This is a genomic window from Thauera sp. 63, from assembly GCF_000310165.2.
Taxonomy (GTDB): Bacteria; Pseudomonadota; Gammaproteobacteria; order Burkholderiales; family Rhodocyclaceae; genus Thauera; species Thauera humireducens.
Map to the genome: position 1 here is coordinate 123,207 of NZ_AMXC01000006.1, position 13,368 is coordinate 136,574.

The 13,368-nt window shown below is 68.1% G+C and carries 13 protein-coding genes; 6 read left to right on the forward strand and 7 right to left on the reverse strand.

Features of this window, described 5'->3' with window-relative positions:
- The first annotated feature begins 1 nt into the window (after position 1).
- Genes C664_RS07760 through C664_RS07775 form a run of 4 tightly spaced genes read left to right on the forward strand, consistent with a single transcriptional unit; the run spans position 2 to position 3,822 of the window.
- Complete coding sequence (locus C664_RS07760; protein ID WP_004256805.1) at positions 2–1,576, forward strand: amidase; 1,575 nt, start codon at positions 2–4, stop codon at positions 1,574–1,576.
- Between the two features lie 18 nt (positions 1,577–1,594).
- Positions 1,595–2,419 (forward strand): SDR family NAD(P)-dependent oxidoreductase, encoded by an 825-nt coding sequence (locus tag C664_RS07765; RefSeq protein ID WP_004256809.1) that lies wholly within the window; start codon positions 1,595–1,597, stop codon positions 2,417–2,419.
- Between the two features lie 52 nt (positions 2,420–2,471).
- Positions 2,472–3,353, forward strand: a complete 882-nt coding sequence (locus tag C664_RS07770; protein ID WP_004256813.1) for an SDR family NAD(P)-dependent oxidoreductase — start codon at positions 2,472–2,474, stop codon at positions 3,351–3,353.
- Positions 3,354–3,363: 10 nt separating this feature from the next.
- Positions 3,364–3,822: a nuclear transport factor 2 family protein gene (locus tag C664_RS07775; RefSeq protein WP_004256816.1), complete on the forward strand. Its 459-nt coding sequence runs from the start codon at positions 3,364–3,366 to the stop codon at positions 3,820–3,822.
- Between the two features lie 24 nt (positions 3,823–3,846).
- Here the strand turns inward: C664_RS07775 and pyk are convergent, their stop codons facing one another.
- From pyk to gcl, 7 genes are all read right to left on the reverse strand, one after another.
- The gene (gene pyk, locus C664_RS07780; protein ID WP_004256819.1) at positions 3,847–5,265 is read right to left on the reverse strand and encodes a pyruvate kinase; all 1,419 of its coding nucleotides are present in this window, start codon (positions 5,263–5,265) and stop codon (positions 3,847–3,849) included.
- On the reverse strand, positions 5,262–5,678 hold the full coding sequence (locus C664_RS07785; protein WP_004256821.1) for a GlcG/HbpS family heme-binding protein: 417 nt from the start codon (positions 5,676–5,678) through the stop codon (positions 5,262–5,264). Before C664_RS07785 ends, pyk begins: the two co-directional genes overlap by 4 nt.
- A 35-nt stretch (positions 5,679–5,713) precedes the next feature.
- Positions 5,714–6,976, reverse strand: coding sequence for a glycerate kinase type-2 family protein (locus C664_RS07790; protein WP_004256825.1), 1,263 nt, complete (start codon positions 6,974–6,976; stop codon positions 5,714–5,716).
- A 78-nt stretch (positions 6,977–7,054) separates the two neighbouring features.
- Positions 7,055–7,477: a DUF3830 family protein gene (locus C664_RS07795; RefSeq protein ID WP_004256849.1), complete on the reverse strand. Its 423-nt coding sequence runs from the start codon at positions 7,475–7,477 to the stop codon at positions 7,055–7,057.
- Positions 7,478–7,629: 152 nt separating this feature from the next.
- Positions 7,630–8,514 carry a 2-hydroxy-3-oxopropionate reductase gene (locus tag C664_RS07800; RefSeq protein WP_004256851.1) on the reverse strand — a complete coding sequence of 295 codons (885 nt, stop codon included), beginning with the start codon at positions 8,512–8,514 and terminating at the stop codon, positions 7,630–7,632.
- A 38-nt stretch (positions 8,515–8,552) separates the two neighbouring features.
- Positions 8,553–9,332 (reverse strand): hydroxypyruvate isomerase, encoded by a 780-nt coding sequence (gene hyi, locus C664_RS07805; RefSeq protein WP_004256853.1) that lies wholly within the window; start codon positions 9,330–9,332, stop codon positions 8,553–8,555.
- A 62-nt stretch (positions 9,333–9,394) separates the two neighbouring features.
- On the reverse strand, positions 9,395–11,170 hold the full coding sequence (gcl, locus tag C664_RS07810) for a glyoxylate carboligase (protein ID WP_004256855.1): 1,776 nt from the start codon (positions 11,168–11,170) through the stop codon (positions 9,395–9,397).
- A 293-nt stretch (positions 11,171–11,463) separates the two neighbouring features.
- Between gcl and C664_RS07815 the strand changes: the two genes are divergently transcribed.
- Positions 11,464–11,931: a nucleoside deaminase gene (locus C664_RS07815; protein ID WP_004256856.1), complete on the forward strand. Its 468-nt coding sequence runs from the start codon at positions 11,464–11,466 to the stop codon at positions 11,929–11,931.
- 102 nt (positions 11,932–12,033) lie between these two features.
- Positions 12,034–12,945: a LysR family transcriptional regulator gene (locus C664_RS07820; protein WP_004256858.1), complete on the forward strand. Its 912-nt coding sequence runs from the start codon at positions 12,034–12,036 to the stop codon at positions 12,943–12,945.
- The last annotated feature ends 423 nt before the right edge of the window (positions 12,946–13,368 follow it).

Sequence of the window (13,368 nt, forward strand, 5' to 3'; positions counted from 1 at the left end):
GATGAGCGAGCGGGCGGTGGCGCAGGGGCGTCGTGATTTCCTGAAGACGGGTGCGGCGCTCGGTGGCGCGGCGGCAGTCGGGCTGGGTGGGGCGATGCCGGGTACTGCTGCGGCTGCGGCCGCCACGGCCCTGCCGCTGCCCGACTACGAGCAGTGGGACGCGACCGAGATCGCGCTGCGCATCCGCCGCGGCGACGTCAAGCCGAGCGAGGTGCTCGAGGCGGCGATCGCCCGCGCCGAGGCCTATGCGGCGATCAATGCCGTCACCGTGCCGCACTTCGACATGGCGCGCGAGGCGGCGCGCGCGCTCGACGGCGCCGCTCAGGCCGAGCGCGAGGCGCGTCCGGTACTGTCCGGCGTGCCGTTCGCGCTGAAGGACCTCGGCATCGCGCTCAAGGGCACGGTGACCACCAACGGCTGCGCCTTCTTCAAGGACGCCGTCGCCGATCACGACTCCACCCTGGTGCAGCGCTACCAGGCGGCGGGCCTCAACATCTTCGCCAAGCTCGCCTCGCCCGAGTTCGGCCAGACCGGCACCACCGAGTCGCGCCTGTTCGGCGCCACCCGCAACCCGTGGGATCTCGAACGCAGTTCCGGCGGTTCGTCGGGCGGCGCCTCGGCGGCGGTGGCTGCCGGCGTGCTGCCGGTGGCGCATGCCAGCGATGGCGGCGGCTCGATCCGTATTCCGGCTTCGCACTGCGGCCTGTTCGGCCTCAAGCCGAGCCGCGGATTGATCCCGATGGGGCCGAAATCGCTCGAAGGCTGGCTCGGCCTGTCGGCGCACAACGTGATCAGCCGCAGCGTGCGCGACACCGCGCTGCTGATGCAGCTCAGCCAGGGCGCGGAGGCGGGTGCGCGCACCTTGCCGCCGACCAGCGACCTGCTTGCGGCGCTGGAGCAGGCGCCGCGCGGGCTGAAGATCGGCCTGTTCCAGACCAACCTGTTCGGCGCCGGCGTGCATGCGGAATGCCTGGCAGCGTCCAGCAAGGCCGCCACCCTGTGCGCCGGCCTGGGCCACCACGTCGAGCCGATCGACCTATCGGCGCTGCCCTTCCTGGAGATGGCGGGCAGCATGGGCGTCGTCACCGCCAGCGGCATGCTCTACACCGTGCGCGAGCGCGAGAAGGCGATCGGCCGCGAGGCGCGCGAGGATGAATTCGAGCCGATCGACTGGCAGAGCCTGCAGAAGGCCAAGTCCTACACTGCCGAGCAGATCCTCAAGGCGCGCAGCGTGTTCGATCGCGGCGGCCGCGTGCTGGACGAACTGTTCGCGCGCTACGACATCATCCTGTCGCCGACCACCGCGGCCTTGCCGCCGAAGCTGGGGGCGCTCTCGCTCGACCAGCCCTTCGAGGCGTTCGCACGCAATGCGGTTCAGGCCTCGGCCTTCACCTCGATGTTCAACATGACCGGGCTGCCGGCGATGTCGGTGCCGCTGCACTGGAGCGCGGAAGGATTGCCGATCGGCGTGCAGTTCGCCGCGCCCTACGGCGGCGAGGCGCGCCTGATCGCGCTGGCCGCGCAACTGGAGAAGGCCGCGCCGTGGGCGGATCGCCGGCCGCCGCGGCTGGGCTGATCGACGAGGGCATCGCAGATGAGCTATGCACTCACAGGGCTGGAAGGCAAGGTCGCCGTCGTCACCGGTGCGGGGCGGATGCGCAGCATCGGTCGCTCGATTGCGGTCGAGCTCGCCCGGGCCGGCTGCGACGTCGTCATCACCGGCAGCGGCCGCTCGCCGGACGCATTCCCGGCGGACGAGAAGCAGGCCGGCTGGCGCGACATCGAGTCCGTCGCGGAGGAAATCCGCGCCCTGGGCCGGCGCGCGTTGCCGGTGGTCAGCAACGTCGCTGACCCGGACGCCGTCGCGGCGCTGGCCGACACGGTGGTGCGCGAGTTCGGCCGGGTGGATTTCGTCATCAATAACGCCGGCGCCGCGCGCGCGGGTGACCGCGTCCCGGTGGTCGATGTCGATCCGGCCGCCTGGCGCAAGGTCATCGACGTCAACCTGAACGGCAGCTTCTACATGAGCCAGGTGTTCGGTCGCCAGCTGATCGCGCAGGGCGAGGGCGGCACCATCATCAACATCTCGTCCGTGGGCGGCAAGCTGATGGCGCCCAACACGGCCGCCTACGCTGCCAGCAAGGCGGGGCTGCATGCCTTGACCGCGGCGATGGCGGGCGAGGTGGGGCGATACGGCATCCGCGTCAATGCGATCTGCCCCGGCATCGTCTCCACGTCGCGGCTGGACGATCTCTCGTCCGAGCAGTGGGACGCCATCATCAACACCTATGTGCCCTTGAAACGCGCGGGCGCCCCTGCGGAGATCGGCAGCATGGTGGTCTATCTCTGCAGCACGCAGGGTGCGTGGATCAGCGGCCAGCTCTACAGCGTGGACGGCGGGCAGGTCGCCGGGCGATAGCGGGCTGGCACCGGGGCGCCGCATGCCCCGAACTCGTTGCGATGGAGAATCGATGAATACATCCGCCTCTCAGGGCGTCGCCCTCGTTACCGGCGCCAGCCGCGGCGTGGGCCGGGGCGTGGCCGAAGCGCTCGGCGCGGCCGGCATGACGGTCTACCTGACCGGACGCAGCACCACCGAAGGCGCCTCCCGCATCGGCGACACGCCGCTGCACGGCACCATCCACGCCGCCGCCGCGGCGGTTACCGCCGCGGGCGGACAAGGCATCGCGGTGCCGTGCGACCATGCCGACGACGCGCAGGTGAAGGCGCTGTTCGCGCGCATCGCGAACGAGCACGGCCGGCTCGACATCCTGGTCAACAACGCGCTCTGCATCGACGACAGCCTGATCGAGCCCGGCCCGTTCTGGACCAAACCGCTCGCCCAGGCCGACATGTTCGGCGTCGGCCTGCGCTCGAACTACGTCGCCGCCTGGCATGCGGCACCGCTGCTGATCGCCGCCGGGCGGGGGCTCGTCGCCTTCACGTCCTCGTACGGCGCCGGCTGCTACATGCACGGTCCCGCCTATGGTGCGCAGAAGGCCGGCTGCGACAAGATGGCGGCCGACATGGCGGTGGATTTCGAAGGCAGCGGCGTGGCGGCGGTCTCGCTCTGGCTGGGCGTGCAGCGCACCGAACGCACCGAGATCGCCGCCCGCCTGCGTGGCGATGCCTATGGCGACTTCATGGCGCGCAGCGAGAGCCCGCAGTTCGTCGGGCGGGTCATCCATGCGCTGTGGCGCGACCCCGGACTTTCCGAGCTGTCCGGCCGCACGCAGATCGTCGCCGAACTCGCGCAGCGTTACGGCGTGCGCGACGAGGACGGCCGCGAGCCGCCGACCTGGCGCAACATCCTCGGCGCGCCGTGCGCCTTCCATCCGGCGCGAGTGAGCTGAGGAGCGTGCGATGACGCTTGAACAACGCATCGCGCGGCTCGAGGCGCTGGAAGCCATCCGCCAGCTCAAGCACCGCTACCTCAACGCCTGCGACCTCAAGGAAGTCGAGACGATCCGCGACTGTTTCGCCACCGGCCTGATCGTCGTCGACTACGAGGCCGTCGGCCGCTTCGAGGACCGCGACAGCTTCGTCGCCCTCTACCAGTCGCTCGCCTGCCACCCGCGCGTGCGCGACAGCCACCACGGTGCCAATCCCGAGATCGAGCTGCTCGGCGAGGACCATGCGCGCGGTCGCTGGTCGCTGGCCTACTTCAACCTCGATGCCGAAACCGGTGCGACCCGCCGGCTGGGCGTGATGTACGATGACGAGTACCGCCGCATCGACGGCACCTGGAGGATCGTGGCGACGCGGTCGCGGATACTCTCATCCGTTCTGGGCCGCGATGAAACGAGTTCGCGGCCCGCGTAGCGCGTCAGGTGCGGTGGCGCCGGTTCAGGCGGGAATCCGCAACACGTGCAGCAGGTTCGTGCTGCCGCTGTGTCCGAAAGGAATCCCGGCGATCACGACAACGACGTCGCCGGGATTGGCGAACGCCTGACGGACCGCCGCGGCCCCGGCATGCTCGACCATCTCGGCGACATCGTGGACTTCCTCGAAGGGAACCGGATGGACGCCCCAGACAAGCGAGAGCCGGCGCGCGGTGCCCACATGCGGCGTCAGCGCCAGGATGGGCGCCTTCGGGCGCTCCCGGCTGGCGCGCAGGCAGGAGAACCCCGAGGTCGTGTAGGTCACGGTCGCGGCCGGCTCGAGCAGGTCCGCCACGCGCCGCAGCGCGCAGCAGATGGCGTCCGGCGTGTTGGCGGCGGCGGGGCTGTGGCTTGCCTCGAGCCCCTCCCGGTAAGCCGGATCCTTTTCGACCTCGCAGATGATGCGGTGCATGATGCTGACCGCTTCGACCGGATACTGGCCCGAGGCCGACTCGGCCGAGAGCATCACTGCGTCGGCACCATCGTAGACGGCCGTGGCGACATCGGAGGCTTCGGCTCGGGTAGGGACGGGCGCGCTGATCATCGATTCGAGCATCTGCGTGGCGACGACCACCGGCCGGCCGGCCGCCCGCGCCGCTCGCACGATGCGCCGCTGCAGCACAGGTACCTGCTGCGGCGGCAACTCGACGCCAAGGTCTCCGCGCGCCACCATGATGCCGTCGGCCAAGGCCACGATGGGTTCGAGCTGGTCGATCGCGGCGGGCTTTTCGAGCTTGGCCATGATCCAGGTACGGTCGCCCACGAGTTCGCGTGTCTCGCGGATGTCCTCCGGGCGTTGGACGAAGGACAGGGCGACCCAGTCGACGCCCAGCGACAGCCCGAATGCGAGGTCGGCACGGTCCTTGGCGGTGAGCGGCGAAATGGGCAGCACCACCCCCGGCACGTTGACGCCCTTGCGATCGGACAGGACGCCGCCCACGATCACCGCGGTCTCGGCAAAGTCCGGGCCGAAGGACTCCACCCGCAGGCGCAGCTTGCCGTCGTCGAGCAGCAGCTCGGTGCCGCGTTCCAGGGCGGCGAAAATCTCGGGATGCGGCAGGCTGACACGCGTCTCGTTGCCGTCTTCGGGCGACAGGTCGAGGCGGAAGGACGCGCCCGCCTTCAACGTGACCTTGCCGTCGGCAAAGCGGCCGACACGCAGCTTCGGGCCCTGGAGATCCATCAGCACGCCGATCGGGCGTTCGAGTTCCTGCTCGACCCGGCGGATCAGCTGAAGGCGTTCGGCGTGGTCCGCGTGCGAGCCATGGCTGAAGTTCAGGCGAAAGACGTCGGCGCCGGCCTCGGCCAAGGCGCGGATGCTCTCGAGGGAGGAACTGGCAGGACCCAGGGTGGCGAGGATCCGGGCGCGTCGTTCGCGTTTCATGTGGCCTCCTTGACTGTGGTGAGGGCAGCGATCCCGGCACGTGCGACCTGGGCGTCCTCGCCCGAGCGGACACCGGATACCCCCACGGCCCCGATCACCGTGCCCTCGACGATGATGGGCTCGCCGCCTTCGAGCGGCACGACCGGCATCTTCAGTGCGGCGAAGCGACCGTTGTTGACCATGTCCTCGTAGGTGCGGCTGGGCTTGCCGCTCAGCACGCAGGTGCGTGCCTTCTCCGGCGCCACCAAGGCACTCATCGGCGGCGCGTCGTCCAGGCGCTGCAGCCAGAGCGGATGCCCGCCGGCATCGCACACGGCGATGCTGACGGCCCAGTTGTTGCTGCGCGCTTCGGACTCCGCTGCGGCCGCGATGCGCTTCACGTCGTCCAGCGTCAGCAGTTTCGTGCTTCTCATGGGGTGTCTTCTCCTTGGTTCTGATGAATCGGCAGTCACGTAATCAGGATGGCGCGGAAGTCATTCACGTTGGTCAGGGTCGGCCCGGTGACGAGCGAGTCGCCGAGCGCCTCGAAAAAGCCATGGCCATCGTTGTCGTCCAGTCTGTCACGCGGGCGAATGCCCTTTGCCCAGGCCCGCGACAGCGTGTCGGGGGCGACGAAGGCGCCGGCGATCTCCTCGAGACCGTCCACGCCGTCGGTGTCGCCGGCGACGGCATGGACGCCGGGGGTGCCGTCGAGCGCGAGCGCCAGCGACAGCAGGAACTCGACGTTGCGTCCGCCGCGTCCCGCGCCGCGCACGGTCACGGTGGTCTCGCCGCCCGAGAGCAGTACGCACGGCGGGGGTACGGGCTGCCGCTGGTGTCGGGTCTGGAGCGCGATGCCGGCCATCACCTTGCCCACCTCGCGCGCTTCGCCTTCGATGCTGTCGCCGAGCAGGACAGGCGTCACGCCTTCGAGCGCGGCCACCTTGGCGGCGGCCTTGAGCGCCATCTGGGGTGTCGCGATCAGGTGGGTAACGACGCGGGCGAGCCGGTCATCGCCGGGCTTGACGGTCTCGCCCGCGCCGCTTTCCAGCAGCCGCCACGCGCCGGGCGGAAGTTCGATGCCGTAGCGGCGGACGATATCGAGCGCGTCCGCACAGGTGGTCGGATCGGCCACGGTGGGGCCGGATGCGATATCGACCGGGTCGTCGCCGGGAACGTCGGAGATCAGGAGATTGACGACCCGCGCCGGGTGGCACGCGGCGGCCAGACGCCCGCCCTTGATGCCGGAGAGGTGGCGGCGGACGCAGTTCATCTCCGAGATCGTGGCGCCGGACCGAAGCAGTGCGCGGTTGATCGCCTGCTTGTCGGCGAGCTCGATGCCTTCTCCCGGAAGGGGCAGCAGGGCGGAGCCGCCACCGGAGATCAGGCAGATCACGAGATCGTCCTCGGTCAGGCCACGCACCTGTTCAAGCATGCGCCGGGCGGCACCGAGGCCGGCGGCGTCGGGAACCGGGTGGGACGCCTCGACGATCTCGATGCGTTCGCAGGGCACGGCGTAGCCGTAGCGGGTGACGACGAGACCGGAGAGCGGGCCTGTCCACGCCCGCTCGAGTGCCTGCGCCATGGCGGCGGAGGCCTTGCCGGCACCGATCACCAGCGTGCGGCCTTTGGGGGGCGCCGGAAGAAGCCGGGGGATGCAGTGTGCGGGCTGGGCAGCCTGGACGGCCGCGTTGAACATGGCGGCGAGCAGTTCGCGCGGTGAGGTGTTCATGCTGGATCCTGTGCTTTGAGCCTAATGACTGCGGTGCGTCGACGTCGCTGACGCACGTGGGCGGTGCCGCGCGCTGCGTCAGCGCGCGCCGAGGTCGGAGAAGCGAATCGCTTGCGCGCCCTTCCAGAGTACGGTCCGGCCCATTTCGTAGAGCTGGTCGACGCCCTCGACCACGGTGAGGAAATGATTCCCCGCGAGCTGCCCCATCTTGCTGGCGAAGCAGCTGCTGCCGTATGCGAACAGGATCTCGGTCTCGGAAAATCCGCCCGGGTAGAGGAGGATGTCGCCGCGCGAGGGGTGGCTGGTGTGGTTCTCGAAGCCCAGCCCGGTGTCGAACTCGCCGAGCGGCACCCACACCGCCTCACCGCTCCAGCGCGAGTGGATCACCTGGTTGGAGAAGGGCAGCAGTTCCAGAAAGGCGGCGCAGGTCTTCGGCGCGGCGCTTTCCTCCATACGGGCGACGAAGCGGAACGAACCGACATCGATGGCGAGGTGACGCATCGGAATCTCCTAGAGTAGGTGGGCGGCACGCCGGGGGGCGCGTCCCCCCGGGGGGACGCCGGTCGGTGCCGGCGTCTTGTCTTATTACCCCATGGGTGACAGGGGCGGGCGTGCCGCTCGTGCAGCCGGGACGCCCGCCGGTGCAAGGCCGCTTACTGGCCGATCTCGTAGTTGGCCATCTTCTCCAGCGCCCGCACCATTGCCGAGTGGTCCCACTTCGCACCGCCATGCGCGGCGCAGGCATTGAAGAGCTCTTGCGCCGTGGCCGTGTTCGGCAGCGACACGCCGAGCTGGCGTGCGGTGGTGAGCGCCAGGTTCAGGTCCTTCTGGTGCAGTTCGATGCGGAACCCCGGATCGAAGCTGCGCTTGACCATGCGTTCGCCGTGCACCTCGAGGATGCGCGAGTTGGCGAAGCCGCCCATCAGCGCCTGGCGCACCTTTGCCGGGTCCGCGCCGGCCTTGGCCGCGAGCAGCAGGGCCTCGCCCACGGCCTCGATGTTGAGGGCGACGATGATCTGGTTGGCGACCTTGGTGATCTGGCCGTCGCCGTTGCCGCCGACCAGGGTGATGTTCTTGCCCATCAGCTCGAAGATCGGCTTGACCCTGTCGAAGGCCGCCTCGCTGCCGCCCACCATGATGGTGAGGCTGGCCGCCTTGGCGCCGACCTCGCCACCGGAAACCGGGGCATCCAGGTATTCGCAGCCGAGCGCGTTGATGCGGCGGGCGAACTCCTTGGTGGCCACCGGCGAGATCGAGCTCATGTCGACCACGATCTTGCCCTTCGACAGGCCGGCCGCGACACCCTCGGGGTTGAACAGGGCGTCTTCGACGTGCGGCGTGTCGGGCACCATGGTAATGATGATGTCGGCGTTGCGCGCGACCTCCGCGCCGTTGGCGCAGGGTTTTGCGCCGGCCTCGAGCAGGGCCTTCGGCGTGTCGCCGCGGGTGTAGGTGTGGACCGCGTGGCCGGCTGCGAGCAGATGTCCCGCCATGGGGGTGCCCATGATGCCGAGACCGATGAATCCGATGCTTGTCATTGTCGTTTCTCCTGTTGTCGAAGCTGTCGCTGTGCGGCTCAACCCGCGAGCGCCGTGACCCAGCCCAGCCCCTCGCGGGTGCCGGCGGCCGGCTTGTACTCGCAGCCGATCCAGCCGTCGTAGCCCAGCTGGTCGATGTGGCGGAACAGCCAGGCGTAGTTGATCTCTCCGGTGCCGGGCTCGTTACGCCCGGGGTTGTCGGCGATCTGCATGTGGGCGATCCTGGGCAGGTGCCTGGCGATGGTGTTGGCGAGTTCGCCTTCCATCCGCTGCACGTGATAGATGTCGTGCTGCAGGTAGAGATTGCCGGAGCCGACCGTGTCGATCAGCGCGATCGCCTGCGCCGTGCGATTGAGGTAGAAGCCCGGAATGTCGAAGGTGTTGATCGGCTCGATCAGCAGGCGGATGCCGGCGGCTTCGAGCTTGTCGGCCGCGAAGCGCAGGTTGCCGACGAAAGTCTCGTGAAGCGTGTCGGGCGCGACGCCAGCGGGGGCGATGCCGGCCAGGCAGTTCACCTGCTTGCAGCCGAGCGCGGTCGCGTACTCGAGCGCGCGGCCGACGCCGTCCTGGAACTCGCCAACGCGATCCGGGTGGCAGGCAATGCCCCGTTCGCCGGCTTCCCAGTTGCCGGCCGGCAGGTTGTGCAGCACCTGAACCAGGCCATGCTTGTCGAGGCGCTCGGCGAGTTCGTGCTTGTCGAACGCGTAGGGGAAGAGAAACTCCACGCCCTTGAAGCCGGTTTCCGCCGCTGCCTGGAAGCGGTCGATGAAGGGCACTTCGTTGAACAACATCGTCAGGTTGGCGTTGAACTTCGGCATTTCTTCGTCTCCGGTAATCGGTTGCAGCCGGGCGCGGAACGGACCGCCCCCGGCCAAGGGGCTCAATCGAGGAGGGCGATGGCAGTCGGGGCGTCGGCGCCCTTTTCGGCGAGGTCCTCGAACTCGTTGATCGCGTTGATCTCCGTGCCCATCGAGATGTTGGTCACACGTTCGAGGATGATCTCGACCACCACCGGCACGCGGAATTCCTCCATCCACTGCTTCGCCTGGGCAAAGGCCGGCTGGATCTCCTCCGGTGTGCGCACGCGGATCGCCTTGCAGCCCAAGCCCTCGACCACGCTGACGTGATCGACGCCATAGCCCTCGGTTTCCGGTGCGTTGATGTTGTCGAACGCGAGCTGCACACAATAGTCCATGTCGAAGCCGCGCTGTGCCTGGCGGATCAGGCCGAGATAGGCGTTGTTCACCAGCACATGGACGTAAGGCAGCTTGAACTGTGCGCCGACCGCCAGTTCCTCGATCATGAACTGGAAGTCGTAGTCGCCCGAGATCGCCACCACCTTGCGCTGCGGATCGGCTGCGCAGACGCCCAGCGCGGCCGGCACGGTCCAGCCCAGCGGGCCGGCCTGGCCGCAGTTGATCCAGTAGCGCGCCTTGTACACATGCAGGAACTGTGCGGCAGCAATCTGCGACAGGCCGATGGTGCTGACGTAGCAGGTGTCCTTGCCGAAGGCGCGGTTCATTTCCTCATACACACGCTGCGGCTTCATCGGCGCGTTGTCGAAGTGCGTCTTGCGCTGCATCGTGCGCTTGCGCTGCTGGCATTCGGCGACCCATGCGCTGCGATCACGCAACTGCCCGGCGGCCTTCATCTCGCGCGCCACCTCGATGAGGCGGTCGAGCGCGGCGCCGGCGTCCGACACGATGCCGAAGTCGGGGCCGAACACGCGGCCGATCTGGGTCGGTTCGATGTCGATGTGGACGAACTTGCGCCCCTGCGTATAGACCTCGACCGAGCCGGTGTGGCGGTTGGCCCAGCGATTGCCGATGCCGAACACGAAGTCGGCGGCGAGCAGGGTGGCATTGCCGTAGCGGTGCGAGGTCTGCAGACCCACCATGCCGGCCATCAGCGGATGGTCGTCGGGGATCGTGCCCCAGCCCATCAGGGTCGGAATCACCGGCACGCCGGTGAGCTCGACGAATTCCTGCAGCCTGGCTTCGGCGTTGGCGTTGATCACGCCGCCGCCGGACACGATCAGCGGGCGCTCGGCGGCGTTCAGCATCGCCATCGCCTTCTCGGCCTGGGCGCGGGTGGCGGCGGGCTTGTAGGCCGGCAGCGGCTCGTAGGTGTCGAGGTCGAACTCGATCTCGGCCATCTGCACGTCGAAGGGCAGGTCGATCAGCACCGGGCCGGGGCGGCCGGAGCGCATGACGTGGAAGGCCTGCTGGAACACGCGCGGCACCAGCGCCGGCTCGCGCACGGTCACCGCCCACTTGGTGACGGGCTTGGCGATCGACTCGATGTCGACGGCCTGGAAGTCCTCCTTGTACAGACGGGCGCGCTGTGCCTGGCCGGTGATGCACAGGATGGGGATGGAGTCGGCCGAGGCCGAGTACAGCCCGGTGATCATGTCCGTGCCGGCGGGGCCGGACGTGCCGATGCACACGCCGATGTTGCCCGGATTGGCGCGGGTGTAGCCTTCGGCCATGTGCGAGGCGCCTTCGACGTGGCGGGCGAGGATGTGATTGAAGCCGCCGTTCTTCTTCATCGCCGAGTACAGCGGGTTGATCGCGGCGCCGGGAATGCCGAACACGGTGTTCACACCTTCCTTGCGCATCACCGCGGCTGCGGCATCGACTGCTCTCATGAGGGCCATCTGTCTCTCCATTGCCATTTTTGGTTGGGGGATGGCGAAAGCTTAGGGAGTCGCTAGCCATTCTTGAATCCCACTATTCGTCGCTTCTATCGATACAAATAGTATTGAATGCCGGAGCGACCGGGAGACGGACAGGCCCGCCGCCTGGTTATGGATGATGTCCGGTATAAGCGATCTCAAATGGTGTCGGCCGTGTAAGCGCTTAAAATTTCGTCTATTTATTGGCCAAGACGTGCGGTGGAGCGGCGTGCTCGTAGGCGGACGTGCTTGCCGTCGATCAGGAGGGTGATGATATGGTGACGCTCGATCAGGACGATATTCGATATCTGCGTAGAGCTATTGAGCTGTCGCGCGCAGCCAAGGCCAAGGGCAACGGGGCCTACGGCGCCGTGCTTGTGGGTGCCGACGGGGCGGTGCTGGCCGAGGCCGAGAACGATCAGGCCAGCGGTCATGACGTGACCGGTCACGCCGAGATGAACCTGCTGCGGATTGCCGGCGGTCGCTTCGATGACAGAACCCTGGCAGGCGCCACCGTCTACGCGAGCGCCGAACCGTGCGCCATGTGCGCAGGCGCCGTATTCTGGAGCGGTGTTCGGCGACTGGTGTATGCGCTCAGCAGCGAACGCAACTATGGCGCGCTGCCACGCACCGAGAATGAGCTGCATCTGGGCTGCCGTGAGGTGCTGGCGCGCGGCCGGCGGGTCGTGGTGGTGGATGGACCGGCGCTCGAGGACGAGGCCGAGCAAGTGTTCCGCGACTGAGCGGACCTTGGCGGGCCGCCGCCGAGGCTGGACCCGCCCTTGCGTCGGCGCCGCAGCCGATCGTCGGCAGCACGCCGGCTCGCACCCATGGGAGGGCAGGGCATGGATCGGTATACGGAAATACGCAGCTTCGTCCTCGTGGCCGAGAAGGGCAGCTTTGCGGCGGCCGCACTGATCGAGGGGGTGACACCGGTCGTTCTGGGGCGCCGCCTGGATGGGCTCGAAGCCCGGCTCGGCGTGAAGCTCATGCACCGTTCGACGCGCGGGCTGCGCCTGACCGACCTGGGCGAGCAGTTTCTCGACCAGTCGCGTCAGCTGCTAAGGGATTTCGACGAAATCGAGCGCGGCATCAGCTCGGGTCGTAACGCAGTGCGCGGCCACCTGGTGGTATCGGCCCCTGCGGCCTTTGGCCGGCGTCATGTTGCGCCGCACGCGACCGCGTTCAAGGCGCTGCACCCCGATCTGCGGATGTCGTTCAACTTTACCGACAGCGTGGTTGACCTCGTGCGCGAGGGTTACGACATGGCGATACGCATCGGCGAAGTGACCGATCCCAACTACGTCGCGGTGCGGCTCTTCGCCAACCGCCGCGTGGTGTGCGGGACGCCGGCCTATTTCGAGCGCCATGGCGTTCCGCGGCAGCCGGAGGATCTCGCTCGTCACAATTGCCTGGCCTTCAACCTGGCTGGCGGCCAGCAGCGTGGCTGGACCTTCCTGCGCGATGGCCGTCTGTTTGCGGTACGCGTCGAGGGCGATCTCGCCTGCAATGATGGCGAGCTGCTCTACGGATGGGTCAGACAAGGGCTGGGCGTCGGCTGGCGTTCGACCTGGGAGATCCAGGCCGAGCTGAAGCGGGGCGAGCTGGTCACCGTCCTCGACGAGTTTGCCGTGCCGAGCTACGACATCCAGGCCGTGTATCCGCAACAGCGCCATCTGCCGGCGAAGGTGCGCCACTTCATCGACTATCTCAAGACGGCCTACAACCAGCCCGGTTACTGGGCGGGCGGGATCTAGGCAGCGCTCGGGCAGGCCGGCGAGCGGAGGTCACAGCGCTTCCGTTCCTTGCCAAGCAGGAGACCGAGGTCGAGGAATCCGGGTACATCGAACTTCAGCGTCGGATTCACGACCAGCAAGCGCTCGCCCGCCGTTCAGGCCCTGAGCAGAGCCTCGAACACAGACTCGAGATCGAACTGCTCCTCGTCGTCATCGAGTCGCAAGGTTGGCTCGAGGTGCTTCAGGGGCTCCCGTTGCTCGGCGCACTCCTGCATCTCGGCCTGATGAGCCGCAAGGCGCCGGTCGTTGCGGCGCAGCCGATGTGAGTCGGGCGCCGGTGGGTAGGCCGCGTGGCGGGCGAGATCCGCTGCCCGTTGCCGCCGAGCCGATAAGCGCTATCAGCGAGACCTTATGTCAGCACGCCTCTTGCTGTGCATAATGCAC

What these genes read in the sequence shown, in the direction of transcription:
- C664_RS07760 (WP_004256805.1), top strand. Translation starts at nt 2, where the DNA reads ATGAGCGAGCGGGCGGTGGCGCAGGGGCGTCGTGATTTCCTGAAGACG.
- C664_RS07790 (WP_004256825.1), bottom strand. Translation starts at nt 6,976, where the DNA reads ATGAACACCTCACCGCGCGAACTGCTCGCCGCCATGTTCAACGCGGCC.
- C664_RS07785 (WP_004256821.1), bottom strand. Translation starts at nt 5,678, where the DNA reads ATGAGAAGCACGAAACTGCTGACGCTGGACGACGTGAAGCGCATCGCG.
- C664_RS07795 (WP_004256849.1), bottom strand. Translation starts at nt 7,477, where the DNA reads ATGCGTCACCTCGCCATCGATGTCGGTTCGTTCCGCTTCGTCGCCCGT.
- C664_RS07770 (WP_004256813.1), top strand. Translation starts at nt 2,472, where the DNA reads ATGAATACATCCGCCTCTCAGGGCGTCGCCCTCGTTACCGGCGCCAGC.
- C664_RS07765 (WP_004256809.1), top strand. Translation starts at nt 1,595, where the DNA reads ATGAGCTATGCACTCACAGGGCTGGAAGGCAAGGTCGCCGTCGTCACC.
- C664_RS07775 (WP_004256816.1), top strand. Translation starts at nt 3,364, where the DNA reads ATGACGCTTGAACAACGCATCGCGCGGCTCGAGGCGCTGGAAGCCATC.
- C664_RS07820 (WP_004256858.1), top strand. Translation starts at nt 12,034, where the DNA reads ATGGATCGGTATACGGAAATACGCAGCTTCGTCCTCGTGGCCGAGAAG.
- C664_RS07815 (WP_004256856.1), top strand. Translation starts at nt 11,464, where the DNA reads ATGGTGACGCTCGATCAGGACGATATTCGATATCTGCGTAGAGCTATT.
- gcl (WP_004256855.1), bottom strand. Translation starts at nt 11,170, where the DNA reads ATGGCCCTCATGAGAGCAGTCGATGCCGCAGCCGCGGTGATGCGCAAG.
- C664_RS07800 (WP_004256851.1), bottom strand. Translation starts at nt 8,514, where the DNA reads ATGACAAGCATCGGATTCATCGGTCTCGGCATCATGGGCACCCCCATG.
- hyi (WP_004256853.1), bottom strand. Translation starts at nt 9,332, where the DNA reads ATGCCGAAGTTCAACGCCAACCTGACGATGTTGTTCAACGAAGTGCCC.
- pyk (WP_004256819.1), bottom strand. Translation starts at nt 5,265, where the DNA reads ATGAAACGCGAACGACGCGCCCGGATCCTCGCCACCCTGGGTCCTGCC.